The organism is Variovorax sp. OV329, from assembly GCF_900114785.1.
Taxonomy (GTDB): Bacteria; Pseudomonadota; Gammaproteobacteria; order Burkholderiales; family Burkholderiaceae_C; genus Variovorax.
In genome coordinates this window covers 238,262-265,065 of record NZ_FOUG01000002.1, presented here as the reverse complement: position 1 = coordinate 265,065, position 26,804 = coordinate 238,262, and the positions used below count along the sequence as shown (strand labels likewise).

Annotated in this window: 24 protein-coding genes; 15 read left to right on the top strand and 9 right to left on the bottom strand. The window is 68.7% G+C overall.

From position 1 onward, the window contains the following. Positions 1 to 13 precede the first annotated feature (13 nt). From BM345_RS03965 to metG, 6 genes are all read right to left on the bottom strand, one after another. On the bottom strand, positions 14 to 868 hold the full coding sequence (locus BM345_RS03965) for a segregation and condensation protein A (protein WP_093375772.1): 855 nt from the start codon (positions 866 to 868) through the stop codon (positions 14 to 16). Between the two features lie 15 nt (positions 869 to 883). After that, entirely contained in the window at positions 884 to 1,093 is a 210-nt protein-coding gene (locus BM345_RS03960) for a DUF3460 family protein (RefSeq protein ID WP_093375770.1), read from the bottom strand. Between the two features lie 30 nt (positions 1,094 to 1,123). Then, positions 1,124 to 2,791 (bottom strand): SulP family inorganic anion transporter, encoded by a 1,668-nt coding sequence (locus BM345_RS03955; RefSeq protein WP_093375768.1) that lies wholly within the window; start codon positions 2,789 to 2,791, stop codon positions 1,124 to 1,126. 294 nt (positions 2,792 to 3,085) lie between these two features. Next, positions 3,086 to 3,298, bottom strand: coding sequence for a SlyX family protein (locus BM345_RS03950; RefSeq protein ID WP_093375766.1), 213 nt, complete (start codon positions 3,296 to 3,298; stop codon positions 3,086 to 3,088). Then, the gene (locus BM345_RS03945; protein WP_093375764.1) at positions 3,298 to 3,561 is read right to left on the bottom strand and encodes a hypothetical protein; all 264 of its coding nucleotides are present in this window, start codon (positions 3,559 to 3,561) and stop codon (positions 3,298 to 3,300) included. Before BM345_RS03945 ends, BM345_RS03950 begins: the two co-directional genes overlap by 1 nt. Positions 3,562 to 3,566: 5 nt before the next feature. After that, positions 3,567 to 5,648: a methionine--tRNA ligase gene (metG, locus tag BM345_RS03940; RefSeq protein WP_093375762.1), complete on the bottom strand. Its 2,082-nt coding sequence runs from the start codon at positions 5,646 to 5,648 to the stop codon at positions 3,567 to 3,569. A 142-nt stretch (positions 5,649 to 5,790) separates the two neighbouring features. Between metG and BM345_RS03935 the strand changes: the two genes are divergently transcribed. Then, positions 5,791 to 6,270, top strand: coding sequence for a GNAT family N-acetyltransferase (locus BM345_RS03935; protein WP_093375760.1), 480 nt, complete (start codon positions 5,791 to 5,793; stop codon positions 6,268 to 6,270). Here BM345_RS03935 and BM345_RS03930 read toward each other — a convergent pair. Both BM345_RS03930 and BM345_RS03925 read right to left on the bottom strand, forming a co-directional pair. Then, a complete protein-coding gene (locus tag BM345_RS03930; RefSeq protein WP_093375758.1) occupies positions 6,204 to 7,481 on the bottom strand; it encodes a patatin-like phospholipase family protein in 1,278 nt (425 codons plus the stop codon). The genes BM345_RS03935 and BM345_RS03930 overlap by 67 nt on opposite strands. 8 nt (positions 7,482 to 7,489) lie before the next feature. Continuing rightward, complete coding sequence (locus tag BM345_RS03925) at positions 7,490 to 8,038, bottom strand: cytochrome b (protein ID WP_093375756.1); 549 nt, start codon at positions 8,036 to 8,038, stop codon at positions 7,490 to 7,492. A gap of 159 nt (positions 8,039 to 8,197) precedes the next feature. On the opposite strand from BM345_RS03925, the gene apbC reads away from it, so the two are divergent. The 14 genes from apbC (at position 8,198) to BM345_RS03855 (ending at position 25,052) form a co-directional block, all read left to right on the top strand. Then, entirely contained in the window at positions 8,198 to 9,289 is a 1,092-nt protein-coding gene (apbC, locus tag BM345_RS03920; protein ID WP_093375754.1) for an iron-sulfur cluster carrier protein ApbC, read from the top strand. Positions 9,290 to 9,608: 319 nt separating this feature from the next. Then, on the top strand, positions 9,609 to 11,468 hold the full coding sequence (locus BM345_RS03915) for an NADH-ubiquinone oxidoreductase-F iron-sulfur binding region domain-containing protein (RefSeq protein WP_254789517.1): 1,860 nt from the start codon (positions 9,609 to 9,611) through the stop codon (positions 11,466 to 11,468). 17 nt (positions 11,469 to 11,485) lie between these two features. Beyond that, positions 11,486 to 14,353 carry a formate dehydrogenase subunit alpha gene (gene fdhF / locus BM345_RS03910; protein WP_093375752.1) on the top strand — a complete coding sequence of 956 codons (2,868 nt, stop codon included), beginning with the start codon at positions 11,486 to 11,488 and terminating at the stop codon, positions 14,351 to 14,353. A gap of 6 nt (positions 14,354 to 14,359) precedes the next feature. Then, the gene (locus tag BM345_RS03905; protein WP_093375750.1) at positions 14,360 to 14,956 is read left to right on the top strand and encodes a DUF3305 domain-containing protein; all 597 of its coding nucleotides are present in this window, start codon (positions 14,360 to 14,362) and stop codon (positions 14,954 to 14,956) included. Further along, entirely contained in the window at positions 14,949 to 15,608 is a 660-nt protein-coding gene (locus BM345_RS03900; protein WP_093375748.1) for a DUF3306 domain-containing protein, read from the top strand. Before BM345_RS03905 ends, BM345_RS03900 begins: the two co-directional genes overlap by 8 nt. Next, complete coding sequence (locus BM345_RS03895; RefSeq protein ID WP_254789515.1) at positions 15,532 to 17,655, top strand: 4Fe-4S binding protein; 2,124 nt, start codon at positions 15,532 to 15,534, stop codon at positions 17,653 to 17,655. Before BM345_RS03900 ends, BM345_RS03895 begins: the two co-directional genes overlap by 77 nt. Further along, the gene (locus BM345_RS03890; RefSeq protein WP_093375744.1) at positions 17,652 to 18,266 is read left to right on the top strand and encodes a TorD/DmsD family molecular chaperone; all 615 of its coding nucleotides are present in this window, start codon (positions 17,652 to 17,654) and stop codon (positions 18,264 to 18,266) included. The genes BM345_RS03895 and BM345_RS03890 overlap by 4 nt, the downstream gene beginning before the upstream one ends. 137 nt (positions 18,267 to 18,403) lie before the next feature. Then, positions 18,404 to 18,625, top strand: coding sequence for a formate dehydrogenase (locus BM345_RS03885; protein ID WP_093375742.1), 222 nt, complete (start codon positions 18,404 to 18,406; stop codon positions 18,623 to 18,625). A gap of 12 nt (positions 18,626 to 18,637) precedes the next feature. Further along, positions 18,638 to 21,631 carry a formate dehydrogenase subunit alpha gene (locus tag BM345_RS03880; RefSeq protein WP_093375740.1) on the top strand — a complete coding sequence of 998 codons (2,994 nt, stop codon included), beginning with the start codon at positions 18,638 to 18,640 and terminating at the stop codon, positions 21,629 to 21,631. 9 nt (positions 21,632 to 21,640) lie between these two features. After that, complete coding sequence (fdh3B, locus tag BM345_RS03875) at positions 21,641 to 22,261, top strand: formate dehydrogenase FDH3 subunit beta (RefSeq protein ID WP_093375738.1); 621 nt, start codon at positions 21,641 to 21,643, stop codon at positions 22,259 to 22,261. Continuing rightward, positions 22,258 to 22,518: a hypothetical protein gene (locus BM345_RS03870; RefSeq protein ID WP_093375736.1), complete on the top strand. Its 261-nt coding sequence runs from the start codon at positions 22,258 to 22,260 to the stop codon at positions 22,516 to 22,518. The genes fdh3B and BM345_RS03870 overlap by 4 nt, the downstream gene beginning before the upstream one ends. Positions 22,519 to 22,534: 16 nt before the next feature. After that, entirely contained in the window at positions 22,535 to 23,770 is a 1,236-nt protein-coding gene (locus BM345_RS03865; RefSeq protein ID WP_093375734.1) for a formate dehydrogenase subunit gamma, read from the top strand. After that, positions 23,767 to 24,171, top strand: a complete 405-nt coding sequence (locus BM345_RS03860) for a hypothetical protein (RefSeq protein WP_093375732.1) — start codon at positions 23,767 to 23,769, stop codon at positions 24,169 to 24,171. The genes BM345_RS03865 and BM345_RS03860 overlap by 4 nt, the downstream gene beginning before the upstream one ends. After that, a complete protein-coding gene (locus tag BM345_RS03855) occupies positions 24,168 to 25,052 on the top strand; it encodes a formate dehydrogenase accessory sulfurtransferase FdhD (protein WP_093375730.1) in 885 nt (294 codons plus the stop codon). The genes BM345_RS03860 and BM345_RS03855 overlap by 4 nt, the downstream gene beginning before the upstream one ends. 21 nt (positions 25,053 to 25,073) lie before the next feature. On the opposite strand, the gene BM345_RS03850 is transcribed toward BM345_RS03855, so the two are convergent. Next, a complete protein-coding gene (locus tag BM345_RS03850; RefSeq protein ID WP_093375728.1) occupies positions 25,074 to 26,765 on the bottom strand; it encodes a GMC family oxidoreductase in 1,692 nt (563 codons plus the stop codon). Positions 26,766 to 26,804 lie beyond the last annotated feature (39 nt).

The window sequence follows — 26,804 nt, the reverse complement described above, 5'->3', positions numbered from 1 at the left end:
CGCGGTGCGTTCTCTATGCTGGGGAGTAGGCCAGGCGCACGTAGATGGGCGCGAAGGCCTCGGCCTGCGTGATCTCGATCAGGCATTCCTTGGCCAGCTCCAGCATCGCGATGAAGGTGACCACCATCACCGGCTGGCCGCGGCTCACGTCGAAGAGGTTCTCGAACTCCACGAAGCGCCGGCCCTGCAGGTGGCGCAGCACGATGCTCATGTGCTCGCGCACGCTGAGTTCCTCGCGCGAGATCTTGTGGTGCTGGACCAGCTTGGCCCGCTTGAGAATGTCGGCCCAGGCGTCGCGCAGGTCGACCACGTTCACGTCGGGGAAGCGCGGCTTGATCGACTGCTCGATGTGTACGTGCGCCCGCCAGAAGTCGCGCCCGAAGGTCGGCATGGCACCGATGGCGGCGGCCTGCATCTTGGTCTGCTCGTACTCCATGAGCCGGCGCACCAGCTCGGCGCGCGGGTCTTCCGCTTCCTCGCCTTCCGCCGTCTTCTTGGGCGGCAGCAGCATGCGCGACTTGATCTCGATGAGCATCGCCGCCATCAGCAGGTACTCGGCGGCCAGCTCCAGGTTGGTCTGCCGGATCTCGTCGACGTAGGCCAGGTACTGGCGCGTCAGCCCCGCCATGGGGATGTCGAGGATGTTGAAGTTCTGCTTGCGGATCAGGTACAGAAGCAGGTCCAGCGGCCCTTCGAAGGCCTCCAGGAAGACCTGCAGCGCCTCCGGCGGGATGTACAGGTCGTTGGGCAGCGAGAACAGCGGCTCGCCATAAAGGCGGGCGAGCGCGACCTGGTCGACGACTTCGGGCATGGCAGCGACCAGCGGCGTGCCGTCCTCGTCCTGCGGGCTGAAGACCGGGGGGGTCATCGACCGGGGCGCGGCTTACTTGGTTCGCGTCTGGTAGACGTAGGGCTGCTGTGGCACGCGGGCTTCGGCGAATTCGCCCTGGGTCTCGCGGTCCAGGTGCTTGTCCCACAGCAGGGCGCGGCCGGCGCGCTGCTCCGCCTCGAGGGTGGGCTTCTTTTGCCGCATTTCCTCGATGAAGTTGGTGATCTCGGAGTTGTAGTCGGCGCGGCGGAAGAGGGTAAGCATGGGGTGGGGACCTTTGGACTGGCCCCGATTTTACCGGTGCCCGGGCGCCGCGCCGACACCGGCCAGCTCAGCGGCGAAACCGGAGCGCTCGATCAGGTCCTGCGGTTGTGGTTGCAGCGACTCCAGCCGCAGCACGCCGCCGCGCGCCGCCACCGTCCGGTTCAGCTGGCGCAGGGCGTCCAGGCCGGTGGTGTCCAGCTGGATCATGTGCATGGCATCCAGCACCACCGTCATGCCGCGCGGCGCCCGCTCCACCGCGTGGATGGCGGCATCCAGCTTGTTGGCCGCGCCGAAGAAGAAGGCGCCGTACAGGCGGTAGGTGAGCACCGGCGGCTCCAGCGACACCAGTTCCACCCGGAAGAGCGTGTTCATGCGCCGGATGAAGAGCACGCAGGCCAGCACGACGCCGGCCTGCACTGCCACCGTGAGGTCGAACACCACCGTCAGGAAGAAGGTGCCCAGCATCAGCAGCCGGTAGTGGTTGCTGAAGCGGCGCAGCATGTAGGGCGCGAACTCGCGCCACTCGCCCATGTTCCAGGCCACGAAGACCAGGATGCCCGCCAGCACCGACAGCGGCACCATCCGCGCCAGCGGCGCCGCCAGCAGCACGATCGCCAGCAGCACCAGCGCGTGCACGATGCCAGCGACCGGCGAGGTGGCGCCGGCCCGGATGTTGGTCACCGTGCGGGCGATGGTGCCGGTGGCCGGCATGCCGCCGAAGAAGGGCGTGACCAGGTTGGCCGCCCCCTGCGCCATCAGCTCCTGGTTGGGATCGTGCCGGCTCAGGCCGCCGACCTGGTCGGCCACCCGTGCGCACAGCAGCGACTCGATGGCCCCCAGCAAGGCGATGGTGAGCGTGGGCGTCACCAGCTGCTTGACGGTTTCCCAGCTGAAGGCAGGCAGGGCGAAGGCCGGCAGGCCCTGGGGAATGCCGCCGAAGCGGCTGCCGACGGTCTCCACCGGCAGCTCGAAGCCCCAGGCCAGGGCAGTGAGGCTGGCGAGCGCGACGATGGGTCCCGGCACCCGAGATGCCACCTGCACCGCCTTCAGTTCGGTCATCCGCCCGAAGAAGGGATGCACGGCGTAGCCGAAGCGTGAACGGTCGCGCAGCAGCAGCGGCCACACGAACAAGCCGGCGATGCAGGCGCTGCCCAGCGCGAAGGCCCAGGGGTTGAAGCTGTCCAGGTTCCGCCACAGCGTGGCCATCTGCGAGAACATGTCGGCGGGCATCTTCCCGACGGACAGCCCAGCCAGGTCGCGCAGCTGCGAGAGCAGGATCAGCACCGCGATGCCGTTGGTGAAGCCCACCACGATGGACACCGGCACGAAGCGCACCAGCGTGCCCAGCCGGAACAGGCCCAGCAGGAAGAGCAGCACGCCTGCGCAGGCGGTGGCGATCAGCAGGTTGGCCACGCCGTAGCGCTCCACGATGCCGTAGACGATGACGATGAAGGCGCCGGCCGGCCCGCCGATCTGCACCGCCGAGCCGCCCAGCAGGGCGATCAGGAAGCCGGCGATGATGGCCGTCCAGATGCCCGCCTCGGGCTTGAGCCCCGAGGCGATGGCAAAGGCCATGGCCAGCGGCAGGGCGACGATGCCCACCGTGGCGCCTGCACCCAGGTCCTTGAAGAAGCGGGCGCGGTCATAGCCGCGCAGGGCGTCCAGCAGCCTGGGCCGGAACTGGAATTGAAATGACAAGATGCCTCCGGAAAACGAATGAACGACAGGGTGTGGTTCAGTTCGATTCCGGCGGCGGCCCGCAATGGCGCAGCCGCATGATGAAGCGCCGGCGGCGCGACAGGTGAGGGGCGGGCTGCGGGGCCATGGCCGGAGTATGCGCCCGAGCCCGCCACGTGCACCAGCCGGCAGCAAGGGAGCTCCAGATGCCAGCCCCACACCGCGGGACTGGCTCCGCCAGACCGCAGGTGAGGTCCCCTCCTCGGGAGGTGGCGAACTACACGCAGCGAAGCGAAGTGAGAAGCCGGGAGGCCGTCAATAGTGCGGGGGAAGTTCGTCGCGCGGGTCGCGCATCGACGGCTCCTGCCTCGAGCTTTGCACCTGGTCGCGCAACTGCGTGAGCTGCAGGCTCAGGCTGTCGATCTGCTGCTGCTGGCGGTAGATCGTCATGTTCAGCTGCTCGAGCAGGTCCTCGGCATAGCTGGCCTTGATCTCCAGCTCGGTGATGCGGTCCTCGAGCTCGCTCATCAGGGCGCCGCCGCGGGTTCGGAGGACGAAGGCAGCACCGCATCGGCCGCCGCACCCACGGCCTTGCCGGTGATGCGCGCAGTGCCGATCGCTGCGTCTGCGGCCAGGCCGACCGCACCCGCACCCACGCTCACGGCGGTGCTGGCGACGCTCACCGTGGCGCTGGCCACGCTGACCACGGCGCAGCCGGTGAGGGCCGCGCCCGACAGGCCGAGCGCCGCTGCCAGCAGGCCCGCGCGATGCAACGAGGAAGAAGCCTTCATGCCGCTCAGCGTACCCGCATCCCCGGCGTGGCGCCCGGCCAGGGCTCCAGCACGTGGATGCCCGGCTGCGCCTTCTCGTCGGCGTGGCTGGCGGCCAGCACCATGCCTTCGGACACGCCGAACTTCATCTTGCGTGGCGCCAGGTTGGCCACCAGCACCGCGAGCTTGCCCACCAGCTGCTCGGGCTGGTAGGCACTGGCAATCCCGGAAAACACGTTGCGCGTCTTGCCTTCGCCCGCGTCCAGCGTCAGGCGAAGCAGCTTGGTCGAACCCTCGACCTTTTCGCAGGCCAGGATCTTGACGATGCGCAGGTCGATCTTCGCGAAATCGTCGATGCCGATGGTCTCGGCCAGCGGCTCGCCGCCGGGGGAGGGCGCCGCCTGCTCCTCGACCACGGGCGCCGGAGCTTCGAGGAGTTGGTCCAGCAGCTTGGGGTCCACCCGCTGCATCAGGTGCTTGTAGTCGGCAATCGCGTGGCCGGCGCCCAGCAGGCGGCCGGCATCCTGCCATTCCAGCGCGTCGCAGCCCAGGAAGGCCTCGACCTGCCTGGCCAGCGAGGGCAGCACGGGCTTGAGGTAGAGCGTGAGCAGGCGGAAGGCCTCGATGCAGGTGGTGCACACGTCCTGCAGGCGCTCGGCCTGGTCGGGCTTCTTTGCCAGTTCCCAGGGCTTGTTCTGGTCGACGTACTCGTTGACCTTGTCGGCCAGCTGCATCACGTCGCGCAGGGCGCGGGCGAAGTCGCGGCTGTCGTAGAGCTGGGCGATGCCAGCCGCCTCGGCCTGCAGGGTTGCCAGCAGCGCAGCGCCGTCGGCGCTGGGCGTGCCCAGCTTGCCGTCGAAGCGCTTGGCGATGAAGCCGGCCGAGCGGCTGGCGATGTTGATGAACTTGCCCACCAGGTCGCTGTTCACCCGGGCGATGAAGTCCTCGGGGTTGAAGTCGATGTCCTCGTTGCGGCCGTTGAGCTTGGCCGCCAGGTAGTAGCGCAGCTGCTCGGGGTTCAGGCCCAGGCTGAGGTACTTGAGCGGGTCGATGCCGGTGCCGCGGCTCTTGCTCATCTTCTCGTTGTTCACCGTGAGGTGGCCGTGCACGTAGATGGCATCGGGCGCCTTGCGGCCCGAGAAATGCAGCATCGCCGGCCAGAACAGGGTGTGGAAGGTGATGATGTCCTTGCCGATGAAGTGCACCTGCTCCAGGTCGGGCTGCGCCATGTACTCGGAGTAGGAGATGCCCTGGCCGGCGGCTTCCACGCAGGTCTTGTCCAGCAGGTTCTTCAGCGAGGCCAGGTAGCCCACCGGGGCGTCCAGCCAGACGTAGAAGTACTTGCCCGGGGCATCGGGAATCTCGATGCCGAAGTAGGGCGCGTCGCGGCTGATGTCCCAGTCGCCCAGGCCGCCGGTGCCGTCCTCCTTCTTGACCAGCCACTCGCGGATCTTGTTCTGCACTTCCGGCTGCACGTGGCCGGGCGCGGTGGTCCATTCCTTCAGGTAGGCCTCGCAGCGCGGGTCGGAGAGCTTGAAGAAGAAGTGGTCGGAGCTGCGCAGCTCGGGCTTGGCGCCCGACAGGGCCGAGTAGGGGTTGATCAGCTCGGTGGGTGCGTACACCGCGCCGCACACCTCGCAGTTGTCGCCGTACTGGTCCTTGGCGTGGCAGTTGGGGCACTCGCCCTTGATGAAGCGGTCGGCCAGGAACATCCCCTTCTCGGGGTCGTAGAACTGCTCGACCGAGCGCGTGTCGATCAGCCCGGCCTTCTGCAGGTCGAGGTAGATCTGGCGGGCCAGCTCGTGGTTCTCCGGCGCGTCCGTGGAATGCCAGTTGTCGAAGGCGATGTGGAAGCCGTCCAGGTAGGGCTTGCGGCCCGCGGCGATCTCGGCCACGAACTGCTGCGGCGTCACGCCCGCCTTGTCGGCGGCGATGGTGATGGCCGCGCCGTGGGCGTCGTCGGCGCAGACGAAGTTCACCTCGGCGCCCTGCATTCGCTGGTACCGCACCCAGATGTCGGCCTGGATGTATTCCATGATGTGGCCGATGTGGAACTTGCCGTTCGCGTAGGGCAGGGCGGTGGTGACGAAGAGTTTGCGCTGGGTCATCGAGCGTGCGCTTTTCTTGGGTGGTAGTGGGAGAAACGGAAGTGGGTGCCAGCCAGCCGGGGCCTGGCGGGCCCGGCACCCGGCAAGGGGGGAGCGGTATTTTAGTTGGCGGGCTATAGTCATCGGGCATCCGGGCCCACTCGTGACTTCCGAACACGACATCACCCTCGCAAGAACCACCGACGCGCTGGCCATCGCCGAGCTTTCTCGCGATGCCATCGAGTACGGGCTGACCTGGCGCTGGACCGTGCGCCGGGTGATGCGCTGCATCCACGACGCCGACACCAACGTGGTGGTGATGCGCCGCGGCGGCACCGGCGTGCCGGCCTTCGCGATCATGCAGTACGGCGAGCAAGAAGCGCATGTCTCCCTGCTGGCGGTGCATCCGGGCCATCGCCGCCAGGGCCTGGCCTCGGCCCTGCTGACCTGGCTGGAGGCCACCGCGCGGGTGGCGGGCTGCACCGCCATCCACCTGGAGGTGCGCATCACCAATCCCGGCGCCATGGCCTTCTACCGGCGGCACGGCTTCGGCGAGACCGGCGTCTCGGTGGGCTACTACGAAGGCGTGGAGGACGCGGTGCGCATGGTCAAGCCGCTGTCGGTGTCGGCCGACGCCGCCTGATCCCCGCCTGCATTCCAGCCGAAGAAGGCGCACACCGCCGCGCGCTGCGCCAGGGTGTCGGCGCGGCCCAGGGCGATCAGTTCCTCGGTGAAGGGCGTCTCGAAGAGCAGGTAGCTGGCGAAGGCCGCGGCCTTGAGCTGGGTCACGCTGTTGGGCTGCAGGCCCACGAAGAGGCGCTGCACCGGGCGCGGCAGCGCGTTCACGTGGCGGGCGGCGATGGCGTCGATGCGCTTCGAAGGCGAGATCAGCAGCAGTTCCAGCGGGCGCAGGCCGCTGGCCGCGCGCGCATCGGGCGGAATCAGCGTCAGCGTGTGGTTGATGCGGCGCAGCCGCTCCACGTCCACCGCCAGCGAGTCCAGGAAGATGCTGGACATCACGTGGCCGGCGATCTGCGCCATCGACGGATGGCCGGTGAGCGTGTTGGGCGGCAGCTGCGACTCGTCGTGCGGCTCGTTCATGCGTCCGGCGCCGATGGCCAGGATGCGCTGCGCGCCCAGGTGGATGGCCGGCGCCAGCGGCGCGGATTGCCGCATGGAGCCGTCGCCGAAGTATTCGGTGCGCCCGCGCAGCTGCAGCGCCACCGCCGGAAAGATGAAAGGAATGGCCGAGGAGGCCAGCAGGTGCGCATGCCCGATGCGCCCGTGCGACGACAGGCGCTGGCTGCGCACCCAGGGCTGCACCTGCCCGGCGCTGTCGTAGAAGCACACATGCTCGCTGGAGCTGTAGCTGGAGGCCGTCACCGCCAGCGCCTGCAGGTGGCCGTCGCGCATCAGGCCCGGCAAGCGCTCCAGCGGCACGGTGCGCTGCAAGAGTTCGGACAGCGGCGTGTTGTCCAGCAGCGAGCGCGGCTTGATGCGCAGCATCCGGGCCAGCAGCTGCCCCATCCCCAGCAGCAGCCGCCAGCGCGCCGCCGCGTCCAGCATGGCCAGCGAATCGACCCGGTAGACCTGCTCGGCGTGGAAGTTGCGCCAGGTTTCGACCAGTCGCTTGACGGTGGTGTGGAAGTCGTCCGCCCCGCAGGCCAGCGCGGCCGCGTTGATGGCGCCGGCGGAGGTGCCGGTGATGATGTCGAAAGGGCTGCCGCCCAGGTGCCCGGGCGCGTGCGCGCGGCGCAGTTCGCCAATGGCTTCCAGCACGCCCACCTGGTAGGCGGCACGGGCGCCGCCGCCTGTCAGCACCAGGCCGGTGGCGGGGCGGGCACGCGCGTCCAAGGCCGGCCTCAGAGCATGCGCTGCATGACGTTGTCGCGGCCCTTGAACCAGTGCCAGAGCGCGGCGGCGATGTGCAGGCCGATGACGGCGTAGAACACCGTGCCCAGCTGCTCGTGCACGCCCTCGATGGCCTTGGCCAGCGCGCGGTCGGCCATCACCGAGGGGATCGCCCAGCCGGTGAAGGGCACGCCGATGCCGCGGCCCGACACCAGGCGGGTGGCGATGCCGAGCACCGGTTGCACCACCAGGAAGATGAACAGCGCCAGGTGCATGGTCCAGGCGGCCAGGCGCGCGGCGGCGCCGGGCGGCGGAGTGACAGGTGGCGTGCCTTCGCGCGTGCGCAGCAGCACGCGCGGCAGCGTGATGAGCAGCACCGCGATGCCCAGCCAGTAGTGCAGCTGCACCACCGCCATGCGCGCCGCCGAGCCGCGCTCGAGGAAGCTGCGCGACTCGATGCTGAGGTAGGCCAGCACCACCAGCGCAAAGGTCAGCCAATGGGCGCGCCGGCGCCAGGCGCTGTAGCGCGCCGATGAGGCGGCAAAAGAGATCGTCGTCATGAAGTTCGTCGGCAGGGAAGGCCGCCAGCCTACCCCAAGGTGCGAGATCGAAAACCCTGGCGCCCATGCGGCACCGCCGCGCGTCCGGCCAGAAGTTTTCGCCCAGGCCCTAGACTAGCCGCCATCGAATCGCAGCAGATCCACCAGAAGAACCCCACCATGGCCGTTACCCAGGAAGCACTCTCGCAGGCGCTCAAATCCGTCCTCGACCCCAACACCGGCAAGGACTTCGTCGGCTCCCGCGCCTTGAAGAACGTGCAGATCGCCGAAGGCGACGTGTCCTTCGACATCGAGCTGGGCTACCCGGCAAAAAGCCAGGTGCCGGCACTGCGCAAGGCGCTGGTCGCAGCCGCCAAGACCGTGCCGGGCGTGGAGAACGTCTCGGTCAACATCACGACCAAGGTGATCTCGCATGCGGTGCAGCGCGGCGTGCAGCTGATGCCCAACGTGAAGAACATCATCGCCGTGGCCTCGGGCAAGGGCGGCGTGGGCAAAAGCACCACCGCGGCCAACCTGGCGCTGGCACTGGCGGCCGAGGGTGCAGCCGTGGGCTTGCTGGACGCCGACATCTACGGCCCCAGCCAGCCCATGATGCTGGGCATCAACCGCCGTCCCGAAAGCGAAGACGGCAAGACCATGGAGCCGCTGGAGAACCACGGCGTGCAGGTCATGTCCATCGGCTTCCTGGTCGACCAGGACGAAGCCATGATCTGGCGCGGCCCCATGGCCACCCAGGCGCTGGAGCAACTGTTGCGCCAGACCAACTGGAAGGACCTGGACTACCTCATCGTCGACATGCCGCCGGGCACCGGCGACATCCAGCTCACCCTGAGCCAGCGCGTCCCCATGACCGGCGCCGTCATCGTCACCACGCCGCAGGACATCGCCCTGCTGGACGCTCGCAAGGGCATCAAGATGTTCGAGAAGGTGGGCGTGCCCATCCTGGGCATCGTGGAGAACATGGCGGTGCACGTGTGCTCCAACTGCGGCCACGTGGAGCACATCTTCGGCGCCGATGGCGGCAGGAAGATGGCCGAGCAGAACGACATGGCCTACCTGGGCGCGCTGCCGCTGGACATCAACATCCGCCTGCAGGCCGACAGCGGCAAGCCCACCGTGGTGGCCGACCCCGACGGCGAAGTGGCGTCCATCTACAAGGCAGTCGCGCGCAAGGTGGCCGTCGGCATCGCCGAGAAGGCCAAGGACTTCTCCGCCAAGTTCCCCACCATCACGGTCAGCAAAAACACGTAAGTTGCTTGACCGTGCTGCGGGTCAAGCCCCGCACCGCGGAACTGGCTTTGCCAGGCCGCAGGTGGGGTCCCCTCCTCGGGAGGTGGCGAATTACACGCAGCGAAGCGAAGTGAAAAGCCGGGAGGCTCCAGTTCATTCAATTTGCTAATCGATCGGTTCGCCGATTGAATTTGACGCTTTGCCACGCCTGCGAAGACACTGGAATTGATTTGCATAGGTCCCTTTTCTCCTCAGGGACAAGGGCCTTTGCAAAGAGGATGATCCAGAAATCGAGACAAGCGCCGGCCGCCCCACGGACCGGTGCCGAAGGCCCAGGCAGATGCAGCAACACCCCGGCACGGCAGGCAGCCGCAGCAACAGCAGCGTCCAGGCGATCCCGCTTGGCACGGTCGACGACATGCGCGAGCGCATCCGCAAGAAGAGCAAGCTCAAGGGCCGCCAGCCCGACGGCAACGCGATGGAGGAGGTGCGCGCCCTCATCGGCCACAAGCCGCAGGGCGGCTACCGGCGCGACCTGCTGATCGAGTTCCTGCACAAGGTCAACGACGCGCACAACGGCCTGCACGACCAGCACCTGGTGGCCCTGTCGGCCCTCACGAACATCCCGATGGCGGAGGTGTACGAGGTCGCGACCTTCTACCATCACTTCGAGATCCTGCGCGGCGGCGAGGCGCTGCCCGCCGTGACCATCCGCGTGTGCGACAGCCTGTCGTGCTCGCTCGCCGGCGCCGGCGACCTGCTGGCGCGCCTGCCGCAGATCCTGGGCCTGGCCGGCCGCGACGACGTGCGCGTCATCGCCGCGCCCTGCATCGGCCGCTGCGAGCAGGCGCCCGCGGTCGCGATCAACCAGCAGGCGGTGCCCCTGGCCACGCCCGAGCGTGTGCTGCAGGCGCTGCAGCCGGAGCCACCCACCGGCGAGTCGCCGCGGGAGCTCGTCGTGTTCAATCCGGCGGAACTGGCCGAGCGCAGCGTCTCGCCCGAACTGGCGCAGGTGCGCACGCTGCCTGCCTTCACCGACTACGACACCTACCGCGCGCACGGCGGCTACCGCCTGGCCAAGGCGGTGGCGACCGGCCAGGTGGACGAGGGCGAGCTCATCCGCGAGGTCGAGCACGTCATCAAGGCGATGGAAGACTCCGGCCTGCGCGGCCTGGGCGGCGCGGGCTTCCCGTCGGGGCGCAAGTGGCGCATCGTGCGCGACCAGCCGGCGCCCAAGCTGATGGCCGTGAACATCGACGAAGGCGAGCCCGGCACCTTCAAGGACCGCACCTACCTCGAGCGCGATCCGCACCGTTTTCTCGAAGGCCTGCTGGTGGCCGCGCACTGCGTGGGCATCGACGCCTGCTACATCTACCTGCGCGACGAATACCACGACTGCCGCGCGCTGCTGGAAGAAGAGCTGGCGAAGCTGCAGGACGACCCGCCTTACCTGCTGCCCCACATCGAGCTGCGCCGCGGCGCCGGCGCCTACATCTGCGGCGAGGAGTCCGCGATGATCGAGAGCATCGAGGGCAAGCGTGGCGAGCCGCGCATGCGCCCGCCCTACATCGCGCAGGTGGGCCTGTTCAACCGGCCCACGCTGGAGCACAACTTCGAGACCCTCTACTGGGTGCGCGACATCGTCGAGAAAGGCCCCGAGTGGTTCGCCGGCTTCGGCCGCCACGGCCGCAAGGGCCTGCGCAGCTTCAGCGTCAGCGGCCGGGTGAAGCACCCGGGCGTGAAGCTGGCGCCCGCCGGCATCACGGTGAAGGAACTCATCGACGAGTACTGCGGCGGCATGCTGGACGGCCACGAGCTGTACGCCTACCTGCCCGGCGGTGCCTCGGGCGGCATCCTGCCGGCGAGCCTGGGCGACATCCCGCTGGACTTCGACACCCTGCAGCCCTACGGCTGCTTCATCGGCTCGGCCGCCGTGATGGTGCTGAGCCAGCACGACAAGGCGCGCGACGCCGCCCTGAACGTGATGCGCTTCTTCGAGCATGAAAGCTGCGGCCAGTGCACGCCCTGCCGCGTCGGCACCGGCAAGGCCGCCGCGCTGATGGAAGAGAAGCAGTGGGACAACACCACGCTGGAAGACTTGGCGCAGGTGATGGGCGATGCCTCCATCTGCGGCCTGGGGCAGGCCGCGCCCAACCCGATCCGCTGCATCCAGAAGTACTTCCCCGAGGAAATCGCCTGAGCGAGGAGAACAAGAACATGAACGCTCCCATCAACCTCCAGAACCTGATGCCGCAGACCCTCGAGTTCCAGCTCGACGGCAAGGCGGTCGAGGCCTACGAAGGCGAGACCATCCTGCAGGCCGCCAAGCGCGCCGGCGTCGACATCCCCCACCTTTGCTACAAGGAAGGCCTGCGCCCCGACGGCAACTGCCGCGCCTGCGTGGTCGAGATCAAGGGCGAGCGCGTGCTGGCCCCCAGCTGCTGCCGCGCCGCCACCCCCGGCATTGAAGTGCAGGCCTGCAGCGAGCGCGCCGTCAAGAGCCAGAAGATGGTGGTCGAGATGCTGCTCTCGGACATGCCGGACCAGGGCTACAAGTGGAACGATGCGGAAGGCGGCGCCGGGCAGCACGGTGAGCTGAGCGAATGGGCCGAGCGCCTGGACATCGAGGTGCGCCCCGAACTGAAGGCGCTGCGCCGCGAGCAGCCCAAGGCGGACGTGTCGCACCCGGCCATGGCTGTCAACCTCGACGCCTGCATCCAGTGCAACCGCTGCGTGCGCGCCTGCCGCGAGGAGCAGGTCAACGACGTGATCGGCTACGCCATGCGCGGCGGCGACTCCAAGATCGTGTTCGACCTGGACGACCCCATGGGCGACAGCACCTGCGTGGCCTGCGGCGAATGCGTGCAGGCCTGCCCCACCGGCGCGCTCATGCCCAAGACGCAGGTCGGCTCGCAGGTGGTGGACCGCAAGGTCGACTCGGTCTGCCCCTTCTGCGGCGTGGGCTGCCTCATCACCTACAACGTGAAGGACGAGAAGATCGTCAGCGTGGACGGGCGCGACGGCCCGGCCAACCACGGGCGCCTGTGCGTCAAGGGCCGCTTCGGCTTCGACTATGCGCACCACCCGCAGCGCCTGACCAAGCCGCTGATCCGCAAGCCCGGCATTCCCAAGAGCATCGACGACGGCCAGCCGCTCAATTGGAGCGACGTGTTCCGCGAGGCCAGCTGGGAAGAGGCGCTCGAGCTGGCCGGCGGCAAGCTGGCGCAGCTGCGCGACACCTGCGGCCCCAAGAGCCTGGCCGGCTTCGGCTCGGCCAAGGGCAGCAACGAGGAGGCCTACCTGTTCCAGAAGCTGGTGCGCACCGGCTTCGGCAGCAACAACGTGGACCACTGCACCCGCCTGTGCCATGCATCGAGCGTGGCCGCGCTGCTGGAGGGCGTGGGCTCGGGCGCGGTGAGCAACCAGGTGAACGACGTGGAGAACGCCGAGATGATCTTCATCATCGGCTCCAACCCCACCGCCAACCACCCGGTGGCCGCCACCTGGATGAAGAACGCCGCCAAGCGCGGCGCCAAGATCGTGCTGGCCGACCCGCGCCGCACCGACATCAGCAAACACGCCTGGCGCACGCTGCAGTTCAAGGCCGACACCGACGTGGCGATGCTCAACGCGCTGATCCACGCGGTGATCGACGAGGGCCTGGTCGACGAGAGCTTCATCCGCGAGCGGGCCAGCAACTTCGAGGCGCTCAAGGAGAACGTGAAGGGCTACAGCCCCGAGGCCATGGCGCCGATCTGCGGCATTCCAGCAGAAACGCTGCGCGAAGTCGCGCGGGCCTTCGCCACCGCCAAGGGCGCGATGATCCTGTGGGGCATGGGCGTGAGCCAGCACGTGCACGGCACCGACAACTCGCGCTGCCTGATCGCGCTGGTCTCCGTCACCGGCCAGATCGGCAAGCCGGGCTCGGGCCTGCATCCGCTGCGCGGCCAGAACAACGTGCAGGGCGCCAGCGACGCGGGCCTGATCCCGATGATGTTCCCCAATTACCAGCGCGTGGACAGCCCGGCTGCGTACGAGTGGTTCGAGAAGTTCTGGGGCCAGCCGCTGGACAGGACGCCCGGCTACACCGTGGTCGAGATCATGCACAAGGCCCTGGCCGAGGACAGCGATCCGCACAAGATCCGCGGCATGTACGTCATGGGCGAGAACCCCGCCATGAGCGACCCGGACCTGAACCATGCCCGCCACGCGCTCGGCGCGTTGGAGCACCTCGTGGTGCAGGACATCTTCATGACCGAGACCGCCTGGCTGGCCGACGTGGTGCTGCCCGCCAGCGCCTGGCCGGAGAAGACAGGCACGGTGAGCAACACCGACCGCATGGTGCAGCTGGGCAAGCGCGCGCTCAACCCGCCGGGCGATGCGAAGCCCGACCTGTGGATCATCCAGCAGCTTGCGAAGCGCATCGGCCTGGGCTGGAACTACCAGGGCGAGGAATGCGGCGTGGCCGAGATCTACGACGAGATGCGCCAGGCCATGCACGCGGCCATCAGCGGCATCACCTGGGACCGGCTGCAGCGCGAATCCAGCGTGACCTACCCCTGCCTGAGCGCCGACGATCCGGGCCAGCCCATCGTGTTCGTGCAGGACTTCCCGACCAGCGACGGCCGGGTAAAACTGGTGCCGGCCGACATCATCCCGGCGGCCGAGCGGCCCGATGCGGAATATCCCTTCGTGCTCATCACCGGCCGGCAGCTGGAGCACTGGCACACCGGCAGCATGACGCGCCGCGCCACCGTGCTGGACGCGCTGGAGCCCATCGCCACCGCCTCGATGACCCAGGCCGACCTGAGCAGGCTGGGCCTGTCGCCGGGCGACGTGATCACCATCCAGTCGCGGCGCGGCGAGGTGGCCATCCACGTGCGGCGCGACGACGGCACGCCGCAGGGCGCGGTGTTCGTGCCCTTCGCCTACTACGAGGCGGCGGCCAACCTGATGACCCACGCGGCGCTGGACCCCTTCGGCAAGATTCCGGAGTTCAAGTACTGCGCGGTGCGATTGACCCGCGGCGGCACGCCGGCGCCGGTGGCAGGCTATTCTCGCGAGGTGCAAGACATCACCTCCTGAGGAACCATGCCGGAAGACGCGGCGCGCAACGACCAAGACCCGACGACCCCCAAGCGGCCCTACCTGGACGTCGCGGTGCTGATGCGCCGCGAGCGCGTCCGGGGGCCGGCCGCGCGCTGGCAGGAATGGCGCTGGGTCTTCGACAGCGTGCTGCCCGACGAGCCGGGCGCCGGCACCGAGCCGCGCCTGGTGCACGAGAGCGAGGAGGGCGAGCAGCGCTGGCTGCACCCCGGCTTCGTGGTGGAACTGTTCGCCGACGATGCCGAGGGCTACTACCTCAACGCCAGCACCGAGTCGCCCTGCTGGTTCGTGCTGTGGCGTCTGGAGGAAACGGCGACCGTGGCAAGCGAGCCCATCGCGCGCCCGGTCATCGTCACGCTCAGCTACCACGACGCCGGCCGCTGGCTCGATGCGCAGGAGATGGTCGAGCAGGTGCCGGCCCAGCCCGAGGTGGTGCAGTTTCTGCGCGGCTTCGTCGAGGAGCACTACAAGGCCGAGCCCAAGCGCCGCCAGCGGCCGCAGAGCTTCAGGCCGCTGACGGACCGCTTCGGCAATGTCGCCAGCGTGAGCACCAGCAAGAAGCGGGGGGCGGGCGATGTCTGAAGAAGGCTTCCTGCAGCGTTGGTCGCGCCGCAAGACGCAGGGCGAAACCGCTCCGCCCGAGGAGCCCCGCCCGCCCAAGGCCGAGGCCCCGAAAGCTGTGCCGGCAACGCAATCGCGGCCGCCCGAGTCGCCGCCTGCCGAAGGCGCGAGCCCCGACGCGGCATCGCAGCAAGCCGAGGCGCCGCCGCCGACGCTGGAAGACACGCAAGCCCTGACGCCCGAGTCCGACTTCAAGCCCTTCATGGCCCGCGACGTGGCGCCCGAGGTGCGCAACGCCGCGATGAAGAAGCTGTTCGCCGATCCGCACTTCAATGTGATGGACCGGATGGACGTCTACATCGACGACTATTCCAACCCCGCGCCGCTGCCGGCGGCCACCCTGCGCAAGATGGCCAGCGCGGCCTTCCTGAAGCTCGTGGACGACGACGAGGAAGGGAAGAAGGGGCCGGTCCAAGAAACCCCTGCCCTGACGTCGGTCCAGGACGTGGCACAGTCGGAGCATTCCCTGAAGGAAGTTCCCAGCCCGCCAGGCGCAGCACCCGACCAGGGTGCGCGCACGGCCAGCCAAGAGACCGATGACGACCACGCTGATCTGCGACTGCAACAAGACGATGCCGCTGGAGCCGAAGACCCTCGGCGCGGCACTGCCTGACAAGAGAGAGCTTCCCCTCCACACCACCCTGTGCCGGCGCGAGGCCCCGGCCTTCCAGCGCGCCATCACCGGCAGCGGTGGCGACGAGGTGGTGGTGGCCTGCACCCAGGAGCAGCGCCTGTTCACCGAGCTGGCCGAGCAGACGCCTGGGGCCACCTCGCCCATCCGCTTCGTCAACATCCGCGAGACCGGCGGCTGGAGCCGCGATGCGCGCACGGCCATGCCCAAGATCGCCGCGCTGCTGGCTGCCGCCGGCCTGCCCGATCCGGAGCCGGTGGCCACGGTGTCCTACAAGAGCCAGGGCCGCCTGCTGGTCATCGGTCCCCTCGACCAGGCCGAGCAGGCCGCGTCGCTGCTGGCCGACTCGCTGCAGGTCAGCATTTTCTCCACCGGCCCCGGCGCGCAGGGCGGGGCGCAGGAGCGGCGCTTCCCGGTCATGGCCGGCCGCATCGAATCGCTGGCCGGCTGGCTCGGCGCCTTCAAGCTGGGCTGGACGCAGGACAACCCCATCGACCTGGACCTGTGCACCCGCTGCAATGCCTGCATCGCGGCCTGCCCCGAACAGGCCATCGGCTTCGACTACCAGATCGACGCCTCCCGCTGCACCTCGCACGCCGACTGCGTGAAGGCCTGCGGCGTGGCCGGCGCCATCGATCTGCAACGCGAGCCGCAGCTGCACGGCGCCGAGTTCGACCTGGTGCTGGACCTGGGCGCCACCGCGCGCATCGACTGGCACGCGCCGCCGCAAGGCTATTTCCACGTCGCCGGCGGCCTGGCCGGACGGCCCGATGCGCTGCAGACCGTGCTTCGGCTGCGCGAGATGGTGGGCGAGTTCGAGAAGCCCAAGTTCTTCGACTACAAGCAGAAGCTGTGCGCCCACAGCCGCAACGAACAGGTGGGCTGCAACGCCTGCGTAGAGGTCTGCTCGGCGCATGCCATCCGCAGCGAGAAGGAACGCCAGCGCATCGTCGTCAACCCCAACCTCTGCGTGGGCTGCGGCGCCTGCACCACCGTCTGCCCGACGGGCGCGCTGGCCTACAGCTACCCGCGCGCGCCGGACCAGGGCCTGAAGCTGCGCACGCTGCTGACCACCTACCTGCAGGCGGGCGGGCGCGAGCCGGCGCTGCTGCTGCACAGCGAGGAGGGCGGCCGCGCGCTGGTCGAGCAGCTCGGCCGGCAGGCGCAGCTGGGCAAGGCGCAGGGCGTGCCGGCGAACGTCATCCCGGTCGGCCTGTTCCACAGCGCCAGCACCGGCATCGACCTGTGGCTGTCGGCGATCGCCTTCGGCGGCGCGCAAGTGGCCGTGCTCTTCACCGGCGAGGAAGCGCCGCAGTACCGGGCGGCCATCGCCCATCAGATGGAGATCGCGCAGGCCCTCTTGAGGGGCCTGGGCTACACGGGCACGCACTTCGTGGCGATCGACGCGATCGGGCCGGCGCAACTGGATGCCGCACTGGTCGCACTGCGTGGCGCGCGGCAGCAGGTGCCGCTGAACGTCGCGCGCTTCGCGGTCGGCGCGGAGAAGCGCGCCACGCTCGAAATGGCGCTGGACCACCTCATGGACGCCGCCCCGGCGCTGAAGACGCCGCAGCCCGCGGCCATCCCGCTGCCGGCCGGCGCGCCCCTGGGCGCCATCGAAGTCGACAAGGACAAGTGCACCCTGTGCCTGGCCTGCGTCAGCGCCTGCCCCGCCAGCGCGCTGCAGGACAACCCCAACGCCCCGCAGCTTCGCTTCATCGAGAAGAACTGCGTGCAGTGCGGCCTGTGCGCCACCACCTGCCCGGAAGACGCCATCGCGCTGGTGCCGCGCCTGCTGCCCACGCCCGAGCGCGCGCAGCCCGTGGTGCTCAACGAGGCCAGGCCGTGGACCTGCATCCGCTGCAGCAAGCCATTCGGCACCCAGAAGGCCATCGAGGCCATGCTGGGCAAGCTGGCCGGCCACGCCATGTTCCAGGGCGAGGCGCTGGAGCGCCTGAAGATGTGCGGCGACTGCCGCGTCATCGACCTCTATGCCGCCACCAACGAAGTGAAGATCACCGAGCTATGAACGCGCCCACCGTTTCGTCCGCCCTCGACGAGGAGATTGCCCGCGCCGAGCTCTACGGGCTGCTGGCGCGCCTCTGGTATGCGGCGCCCGATGCGCAGCTGCTCGAGGCCTTCTCGGTCGCCGCCACGCAGGCGCCGGTGGAAGGTGCACTGCTGGAGGAACCGTGGCGCCAGCTGGTCGGCGCCGCGCGCGAGCGCAGCGAGGACGAACTTCGTGCCGAGTACGACGCGCTCTTCGGTGGCATGGGCAAGCCGGAGATCTACCTCTTTGGTTCTCACTACATGAGCGGCTTCCTCAACGACAAGCCGCTCGCCAAGCTGCGCGGCGACCTGGCCCGCCTGGGCCTGGCGCGCGACGAGACCATCGGCGAGACCGAGGACCACGTCGCCTGTCTCTTCGAAGTGATGCGCTATCTCATCGCCGGCGAGGACGTGAGCGTGGCAAACCTGACACAGCAGCAAGCCTTCTTTTCTTCGCACATCCAGCCCTGGCTGGGCGACATGTGCGAGGCTGTCGCGGTGCACCCGCGCGCGGGCTTCTACGCAGTGCTGGCGCGCTTTACGCAGGGTTTTGCCCTGGTCGAAGCGCAGGCTTTCGACCTGCTGAATTGATCGATTTCACCGGCCTGATGGCCTGACCAAAGTTCGGGGGCTTTGTTGCCCGCGCTGTAAGGGTCTTGTCTACTATGCAAACCTATGTAATTGGGTTCATATCTCCCGATCGATGAAGCCAATCCTGGAGTGAACACATGCAGGACAGCCACATGAACGAAAAAGAAAAAAGCTCGCGCCGGCGATTCTTCGCCGGTGCCGCAGGAGTGGGTGCAGCCGCCGCCGCCGTCGCGGTGCTGCCCCGGGTCGATGCCTCGGGCCTCGCAGAAGAGCCAAGCGCCAAGCCGGCGCCCGAGAAGGGTGGGGGCTACCAGCTTTCCGAACACGTGAAGCGCTACTACCGGACCACTTCCGCCTGAGGACCACCCACGATGCTGCTGACCCGCAAGCCGAATGGCGCCTCCGCCATCGCTTCAAACCAAAACCCCGACACCTCCAGCAACTCACTCTTCGTCCACAGCCTGCGGCGCGGCCTGGCCCATGCCATGCCGACGATGGACCGGCGCTCCTTCCTGCGCCGTTCCGGCCTGGGCGTCGGCGTCGGCCTCGCGGCCGGCCAGCTCACCCTGATGCGCAAGGCGCAGGCGGCGCCGGGCAGCGCCCCGGCGATCGGCGCCGGCAAGGTCGAGGTGCGGCGCACCGTCTGTTCGCACTGCTCGGTGGGCTGCGCCTCCGATGCGGTGGTGGAGAACGGCGTGTGGGTGCGCCAGGAGCCGGTCTTCGACTCGCCCATCAACCTGGGCGCGCACTGCGCCAAGGGCGCCGCGCTGCGTGAGCACGGCCATGGCGAATACCGCCTGCGCTACCCGATGAAGCTGGTCAACGGCAAGTACGAGCGCATCAGCTGGGACACGGCCCTGACCGAGATCGTGGCGCGCATGCAGGAGCTGAAGAAGGCCAGCGGGCCCGATTCGGTCTACTTCATCGGCTCGTCCAAGCACAGCAACGAGCAGGCCTACCTGCTGCGCAAGTGGGTCAGCTTCTGGGGCACCAACAACTGCGACCACCAGGCGCGCATCTGCCACTCCACCACGGTGGCGGGCGTTGCGAACACCTGGGGCTACGGTGCCATGACCAACTCCTACAACGACATGCGCAACGCCAAGGTGGCGATGTACATCGGCTCCAATGCGGCCGAGGCGCATCCGGTGAGCATGCTGCACCTGCTGCATGCCAAGGAGAACGGCTGCAAGGTGATCGTGGTCGACCCGCGCTTCACCCGCACGGCGGCCAAGGCCGACGAGTACGTGCGCATCCGCTCGGGCTCGGACATCGCCTTCCTGTTCGGGATGCTGCACCACATCTTCAAGAACGGCTGGGAAGACAAGAAGTACATCAACGACCGCGTCTTCGGCATGGACAAGGTGCGCGAAGAGGTGATGACCAAGTGGACGCCCGACAAGGTCGAGGAAGTCTGCGGCGTGCCCGAGGCGCAGGTGCTGAAGGTCGCCACGTGGATGTCGCAGAACAAGCCGAGCACGATCGTGTGGTGCATGGGCCAGACCCAGCACACCATCGGCAACGCCATCGTGCGCGCCTCGTGCATCCTGCAGCTGGCGCTGGGCAACGTGGGCGTGTCGGGTGGCGGCACCAACATCTTCCGCGGCCACGACAACGTGCAGGGCGCCACCGACGTGGGCCCCAACCCCGACTCGCTGCCGGGCTACTACGGCCTGGTGGAAGGCTCGTGGAAGCACTTCGCTGCCGGATGGGGCGTGGACTACGAGTGGATCAAGGCGCAGTACGCCTCGCCGGCCATGATGTTCAAGCCCGGCATGACGGTCTCGCGCTGGATCGACGGCGTGCTGGAGAAGAACGAGCTGATCGACCAGGATTCCAACCTGCGCGGCGTGTTCTTCTGGGGCCATGCGCCCAACTCGCAGACCCGCGGCCTGGAAATGAAGCGGGCCATGGACAAGCTGGACCTGCTGGTGGTGGTGGACCCGTACCCGTCGGCCACCGCCGCGATGGCGGCCATGCCGGGCCGGCCGGAAGACCAGAACCCCAACCGCGCCGTCTATCTGCTGCCCGCATGCACGCAGTTCGAGACCAGCGGATCGGTGACCGCATCGAACCGCTCGCTGCAGTGGCGCGAGAAGGTCATCGAGCCGCTGTGGGAAAGCCGCAGCGACCACATGATCATGCAGCAATTCGCGGACCGCCTGGGCTTCGGCAAGGAGCTGTCCAAGAACTACAAGATGCAGAAGGTCAAGGGCATGGACGAGCCGGTGCCCGAGGACATCCTGCGCGAGATCAACCGCACCAACTGGACCATCGGCTACACGGGCCAGAGCCCCGAGCGCCTGCAGGCGCACATGCGCAACATGGGCGCCTTCGACGTCACCACGCTGCGCGCCAAGGGCTCGGTGAAGGACAAGGTCAACGGCTACGACATCGCGGGCGACTACTTCGGCCTGCCGTGGCCCTGCTACGGCACGCCCGAACTCAAGCACCCGGGCAGCCCCAACCTGTACGACACCTCCAGGCACGTGATGGACGGCGGCGGCAACTTCCGCGCGAACTTCGGCGTGGAGCGCGACGGGCAGAACCTGCTGGCCGAGGACGGCTCCTGCTCCAAGGGTGCGGACATCGCCACCGGCTACCCCGAGCTCGACCACGTGCTGCTCAAGAAGCTGGGCTGGTGGGACGAGCTCACGCCGGAAGAAAAGCCCAAGGCCGAGGGCAAGAACTGGAAGACCGACTCCTCGGGCGGGATGATCCGGGTGTTCATGAAGAACCATGGCTGCCATCCCTTCGGCAACGCCAAGGCGCGCGCGCTGGTGTGGAACTTTCCGGACCCGGTGCCGGTGCACCGCGAGCCGCTGTACGGCAACCGGGCCGACCTGGTGGCCAAGTACCCGACGCACAAGGACATCGCCACCTTCTGGCGCCTGCCCACGCTCTACAAGAGCGTGCAGGACAAGAACGTGGCGGACAAGGTGGCGGAGAAATTCCCGTTCATCCTCACCTCCGGCCGCCTCACCGAGTACGAAGGCGGTGGCGAGGAGACGCGCTCCAACCCCTGGCTGGCCGAGCTGCAGCAGGAGATGTTCGTCGAGATCAATCCCAAGGTGGCGGCAGAGAAGAACATCCGCAACGGCGAGCGCGCCTGGGTGCACACGCCCACCGGCGCGAGGCTCAACGTGCAGGCCCTGGTGACCGAGCGCGTGGCGCCCGACACCGTGTTCATGCCTTTCCACTTCTCGGGTCGCTGGCAGGGCGCCGACATGCTGCCCTACTACCCCGCCGGCGCGCACCCGGTGGTGCGCGGCGAGGCGGTCAACACCGGCACCACCTACGGCTACGACAGCGTGACCATGATGCAGGAAACGAAGTCGACCATCTGCAACGTCGAGAAGGCCTAAGGAAGTCCAATGGCACGAATGAAATTTGTCTGCGACTCTGAACGTTGCATCGAGTGCAACGGCTGCGTCACCGCCTGCAAGAACGAGAACGAGGTGCCCTGGGGCGTGAACCGCCGCCGCGTGGTCACGCTCAACGACGGGGTGCCGGGCGAGAAGTCGATCTCGGTGGCCTGCATGCACTGCTCCGATGCGCCCTGCATGGCGGTGTGCCCGGTGCAATGCTTCTACCGCACCGAAGAAGGCGTGGTGCTGCATGACAAGGACGTGTGCATCGGCTGCGGCTACTGCTCCTATGCCTGTCCCTTCGGCGCACCGCAGTTCCCGGCCCAGGGCACCTTCGGCGCCCGCGGCAAGATGGACAAGTGCACCTTCTGCGCCGGCGGCCCCGAGGCCAACGGCTCGCAGGCCGAGTTCGAGAAGTACGGCCGCAACCGCCTGGCCGAAGGCAAGCTGCCAGCCTGCGCCGAGATGTGCTCGACCAAGGCCCTGCTGGCCGGCGACGGCGACGTGGTGGCCGACATCTTCCGCACCCGCGTGCTGCATCGCGGCAAGGGCGCCGAGGTGTGGGGCTGGGGCACGGCCTACGGCTCGCAGCAGGCCGGCAAGCCCACCAACGGGGTGAAGCAATGAAGCGCGCCGCCGCAGTGATCGCAGCGCTCGGTGCTGCGTCGCTTCTCGTCGCCTGCGGCGAGAAGCCGCAGACCAACGCCGAGGGCGTGAAGCTCGATGCGGCGCCGTGGAGCGGCACCGCCAACGGCACGCAGAAGGAAGGCGGCGGCACCGCCTTCACCGCGCCGGGCTGGAAGGTGGGCGACAAGGCCTCCTGGCAGGAAGAGCTCAAGACCCGCGCCCAGAACGGGCAGAACGAGTACACGCGCACCCAATGACGAAGGGAGCCCCGGCATGAACAGAACGCTGAGCGCCCTGGTCCTCGCGGCCGCGGCCCTGGGCGCCGCCTTCGCAGGCGGCGTGCAGGCGCAGCAGTCCCAGGCACCGACGGCCCAGGGCACCGTCGCCCCGGCACCCGCTGCCACGCCCGCTGCTCCGGCCGCCGCCCCCGGCGGCATCCAGAGCCAGAACATCTTCGACGTGAAGCCCGAGGCCAGCGAGCAGCCTGGCTATCTGCAGCAGAGCAACGGCGAGCGCGCCAAGGTGCAGCCTGGCAACAATGCGCCCATGTGGCGGCAGGTGGGGCAGGGCCTCACCGGCTACTCGAGCCTGCCCAGGTCCGAGGCGCCCGAGGCCGGCAACCTGATCCAGCCGATCGTCGACTACCCGGGTGCCCTGCGCACCAATGCCGGCGAAGCCTGGCGCCAGGTGCGCAACAACTGGATCATTCCCTACGGCGCGGCGCTGATCTTCGTCACGCTGCTGGCCCTGGCCATCTACTATTTCTCGCGCGGCCCCATCCAGCTGCACAGCCACGAGACCGGCCGCAAGATCGAGCGCTTCACGCCCTTCGAGCGCGCCACGCACTGGTCCAACGCCATCGCCTTCGTCACGCTGGCCATCAGCGGCATCGTGATGGCCTTCGGCAAGTTCTTCCTGTTGCCGGTGATGGGCGCGTCGCTCTTCGGCTACCTCACGTACGCGCTCAAGAACATCCACAACTTCGTCGGTCCGCTGTTCGTCATCACCACGGTCTTCATGATCGTGACCTTCATCCGCGACAACCTGCCGCAGAAGGGCGACCTGCACTGGCTGCTCAAGGCCGGCGGCCTGTTCGGCGGCAAGAGCGAGCCGCCGTCGAACCGCTTCAATGCCGGCGAGAAGGCGGTGTTCTGGGGCGGCGTGATGTTCCTGGGGCTGATCGTCGCCGTCTCGGGCCTGTTCCTGGACAAGCTGCTGCCCGGCTTCGTCTACACCCGCGGCGAGATGCAGATCGCGCACATGATCCACGCAGTGGCCACGCTGCTGATGATCTGCCTGATCCTGGGCCACATCTACATCGGCACGCTGGGCATGACCGGCGCCTACAAGGCCATGCGCGAAGGCTACGTGGACGAGACCTGGGCGCGCGAGCACCATGCCTACTGGTACCGCGACATCGTCGACGGCAAGATCCCTGCACAGCGCAGCGGCCCGCCGGGGTCGGCCAGCGCTGCTCGTCCCATGGCGACGGAAGGAAGCTCCACATGAAGAACTCACCCGCTGGCCTGGCACTGATGCTGGCAATCGCGGCCGCCGCGCCGGTGGCGCTGGCCAAGCTGCCGCCGCCGCCCGCGCCGACGCCCGAAGCGAAGGCCAAGGCCGCCGAGGCCGCGGCGAAGACGGCGTGGACCGGCAAGGTCGATGCCTACAAGCTCTGCCTGGCGCAGGACAAGGCGGCCGCGGCCTACCGCGCCAGCGCGACCGCTGCCGGCAAGACGGTGCCTGCCGCCGTTTCCACCCCGCCGTGTACCGACCCCGGCGTCTTTGCCTACGTGCCACCGGAGGCTGCCAAGCCGCTGGAGGCCGCAGGCGCCCATTCGCCCGCGACGCCCGCGACTTCGCCACCCAACTCGGCGCAGCCCGGGGCAGCGGCGCCCAAGCAGCAGTGACGCGGCAAGGCGGCAGCACAGCGACCCCACCGCTTCCTCGCCTGACCGCCGCGCGTGCACCGCTCACGCGCGAGGTCGAGGTGGTCGACGAGCACGGCGCGCGCGAGCGCGTGTCGATCCCGGCCGAGCGCGACCTCACGATCTACGTCGACCGGCGCGAACTGGTCACCCTGATGACGCTGGGCGCGCAGCCCGAACTGCTGGTGCTGGGCTACCTGCTCAACCAGCGGCTGGTCAAGAGCGCCTTCGACATCGAGTCGATCACGGTCGACTGGGAAGTGGGCGCAGCGGCGGTGAAGACACATGCCGGCGTCGACCGCATCGAGGAGCGCACCGCCAAGAAGGTGGTGACCACCGGCTGCGGCCAGGGCAGCGTGTTCGGCGAGCTGATGGCCGACGTCGACCGCATCGCGCTGCCACCCACGCGCATGACGCAGGCGCAGCTGTACACGCTGGTCAACGCCATCCGCCTCCAGGAGAGCACCTACAAGTCGGCCGGGTCGGTGCATGGCTGCGCGCTGTTCACGCTGGGCGATGAAGGCGGCGCCGACGCCGAGATGCAGATCTTCGTGGAGGACGTGGGCCGCCACAATGCCATCGACACCATCGCCGGCTGGATGGCCATGCGGCCGCAGGAAGGCGAGGGCGCCCTGGGCCCGGCGCGGGTGTTCTACACCACGGGCCGGCTGACCAGCGAGATGGTCATCAAGTCCGCCCAGATGGGCGTGCCCATCGTGGTCTCGCGCAGCGGCATGACGCAGATGGGCTACGACGTGGCGCAGCGCGTGGGCCTGTGCGCCATCGGGCGCGCGACCAACCGGCGCTTCGTCTGCTACGCGGGCGCCGATCGGCTGGTGCTGCAGCCCGAACTCGCGTCGTAGTCCGGCGCGCCCGGCACGTTCTCAATAGGCGCTGATGGTCGAGGTCTGCTCGACCGTCACGTGCGGAGCAATCGCTTCCGCTTCCGCCGCCATGCGCTGCTGGCGCGCCGCGCGCATCCATTCGGCCGCCCGCTCGGCGATCATGATGGTCGTCGCGTTGGTGTTGCCGCCGATCAGCGTGGGCATCACCGAGGCATCCACCACGCGCAGGCCCTCGACACCGTGCACGCGCAGCTGCGGGTCGACCACCGCCATCGGGTCGCTGCCCATCCTGCAGGTGCCCACGGGGTGGTAGATGGTGTCGGCACGCGAGCGGATGTGCCGCTCCAGTTCCTCGTCGCTCTCCTTGCCGCTCAGGTAGACCTCCTGGTGACGGAAGCCCGCCATGGCCGGCGCATCGAGGATTCGCCGCGCCATGCGCGTGCCCTTGAGCAGCACCTCCATGTCCTGCGCATGCTCCAGGAACTTCGGGTCGATGCGCGGCGGTGCATCGGCGTTCGGGCTGGCCAGCGTCACCTCGCCGCGGCCCTGGGGGCGCAGCACGCAGGTGTGCAGCGAGAAGCCGTAGCCCGCGTGCAGCTTGCGCGCATGGTCGTCCACCACCGAGATCACGAAGTGCAACTGCACGTCGGGCCGCTCCAGATCGGGCGAGGTCCTGAGGAAGGCGCCCGCCTCGGCAAAGGGCGTGGCGATCAGGCCCGTGCCGTCGCGGCGCCACTGGCGGATGGCCTTGAGGAGGTTCCAGCTGCCGGCGGCACCGATGCCGAACAGGTCGGTGACCTTCGAGCGCCACGAGAGGATGAAGTCGGCGTGGTCCTGCAGGTTCTGCCCCACGCCCGGCAACGCGTGCGCCACCTCGATGCCGTGGCTGGCCAGGTGCGCTGCATCGCCGATGCCCGAGAGCATCAGCAGCTGCGGCGAGTTGAAGGCGCCGCCGCACAGCGCCACCTCGCGCCGCGCGCGGATGATTTCCTTCACGCCGGCCCGCCGCACCTCCACGCCCACCGCGCGCCGGCCGGCCATCACCACGCGCAGCGCCTGGGTGTCGGTGCGCACGTGCAGGTTGGCCCGGTGCGCCATCACCGGATGCAGGTAGGCCGCGGCGGCCGAGCAGCGCTCGCCGTTGCGCTCGCCGCCATGGAACTGCGTGACCTGGTAGTAGCCCACGCCTTCCTGGTCGAGGCCGTTGAAGTCGTCGTTGCGCTGGAAGCCGCATTGCATCGCGGCATGGATGAAGGCCGGCGTGATGCCGCGCGGGCTGCGCTGCTCCGAGACCTTCAGCGGGCCGTGGCCGCCGTGCAAGGTGCTCTCGCCGCGCTCGTTGCCTTCGGCGCGCCGGAAGTAGGGCAGCACGTCCTGGTAGCGCCAGCCGGGGCAGCCGTTGCGCGCCCAGTCTTCGTAGTCGGTGGGATGGCCACGCACGTAGAGCATGGCGTTGATGGCGCTGGAGCCGCCCAGGCAGCGCCCGCGCGGCTGGTAGCCGCGGCGCCCGCCCAGGCCGGGCTGCGGCACGGTCTCGTAGGCGTAGTTGTTGATCCTGAAGGGCCGGCCCGGCAGCAGGGCCACCACGCCGGCCGGCGCGCGCACCAGCACGCCGCGGCCGTCGCCGCCGGCCTCGATCAGGCAGACGGTGACGCGCGGATCCTCGCTCAGGCGCGAGGCCAGGGTGGCGCCGCCCGAGCCGCCGCCGACGACGATGTAGTCGAATTCCATGCGGGCCCTCTCTCCTCGTCCTCGCCCCCGTCGTTGGGG

Bases quoted from the DNA above. Each gene is read 5' to 3' on its own strand.
- BM345_RS03965 (WP_093375772.1), bottom strand. From the start codon at position 868: ATGACCCCCCCGGTCTTCAGCCCGCAGGACGAGGACGGCACGCCGCTG.
- BM345_RS03960 (WP_093375770.1), bottom strand. From the start codon at position 1,093: ATGCTTACCCTCTTCCGCCGCGCCGACTACAACTCCGAGATCACCAAC.
- apbC (WP_093375754.1), top strand. From the start codon at position 8,198: ATGGCCGTTACCCAGGAAGCACTCTCGCAGGCGCTCAAATCCGTCCTC.
- BM345_RS03950 (WP_093375766.1), bottom strand. From the start codon at position 3,298: ATGAGCGAGCTCGAGGACCGCATCACCGAGCTGGAGATCAAGGCCAGC.
- BM345_RS03860 (WP_093375732.1), top strand. From the start codon at position 23,767: ATGAAGAACTCACCCGCTGGCCTGGCACTGATGCTGGCAATCGCGGCC.
- BM345_RS03915 (WP_254789517.1), top strand. From the start codon at position 9,609: ATGCAGCAACACCCCGGCACGGCAGGCAGCCGCAGCAACAGCAGCGTC.
- BM345_RS03880 (WP_093375740.1), top strand. From the start codon at position 18,638: ATGCTGCTGACCCGCAAGCCGAATGGCGCCTCCGCCATCGCTTCAAAC.
- BM345_RS03850 (WP_093375728.1), bottom strand. From the start codon at position 26,765: ATGGAATTCGACTACATCGTCGTCGGCGGCGGCTCGGGCGGCGCCACC.
- BM345_RS03870 (WP_093375736.1), top strand. From the start codon at position 22,258: ATGAAGCGCGCCGCCGCAGTGATCGCAGCGCTCGGTGCTGCGTCGCTT.
- BM345_RS03945 (WP_093375764.1), bottom strand. From the start codon at position 3,561: ATGAAGGCTTCTTCCTCGTTGCATCGCGCGGGCCTGCTGGCAGCGGCG.
- BM345_RS03925 (WP_093375756.1), bottom strand. From the start codon at position 8,038: ATGACGACGATCTCTTTTGCCGCCTCATCGGCGCGCTACAGCGCCTGG.
- BM345_RS03865 (WP_093375734.1), top strand. From the start codon at position 22,535: ATGAACAGAACGCTGAGCGCCCTGGTCCTCGCGGCCGCGGCCCTGGGC.
- BM345_RS03905 (WP_093375750.1), top strand. From the start codon at position 14,360: ATGCCGGAAGACGCGGCGCGCAACGACCAAGACCCGACGACCCCCAAG.
- BM345_RS03895 (WP_254789515.1), top strand. From the start codon at position 15,532: ATGACGACCACGCTGATCTGCGACTGCAACAAGACGATGCCGCTGGAG.
- fdh3B (WP_093375738.1), top strand. From the start codon at position 21,641: ATGGCACGAATGAAATTTGTCTGCGACTCTGAACGTTGCATCGAGTGC.
- fdhF (WP_093375752.1), top strand. From the start codon at position 11,486: ATGAACGCTCCCATCAACCTCCAGAACCTGATGCCGCAGACCCTCGAG.
- BM345_RS03900 (WP_093375748.1), top strand. From the start codon at position 14,949: ATGTCTGAAGAAGGCTTCCTGCAGCGTTGGTCGCGCCGCAAGACGCAG.
- metG (WP_093375762.1), bottom strand. From the start codon at position 5,648: ATGACCCAGCGCAAACTCTTCGTCACCACCGCCCTGCCCTACGCGAAC.
- BM345_RS03890 (WP_093375744.1), top strand. From the start codon at position 17,652: ATGAACGCGCCCACCGTTTCGTCCGCCCTCGACGAGGAGATTGCCCGC.
- BM345_RS03885 (WP_093375742.1), top strand. From the start codon at position 18,404: ATGCAGGACAGCCACATGAACGAAAAAGAAAAAAGCTCGCGCCGGCGA.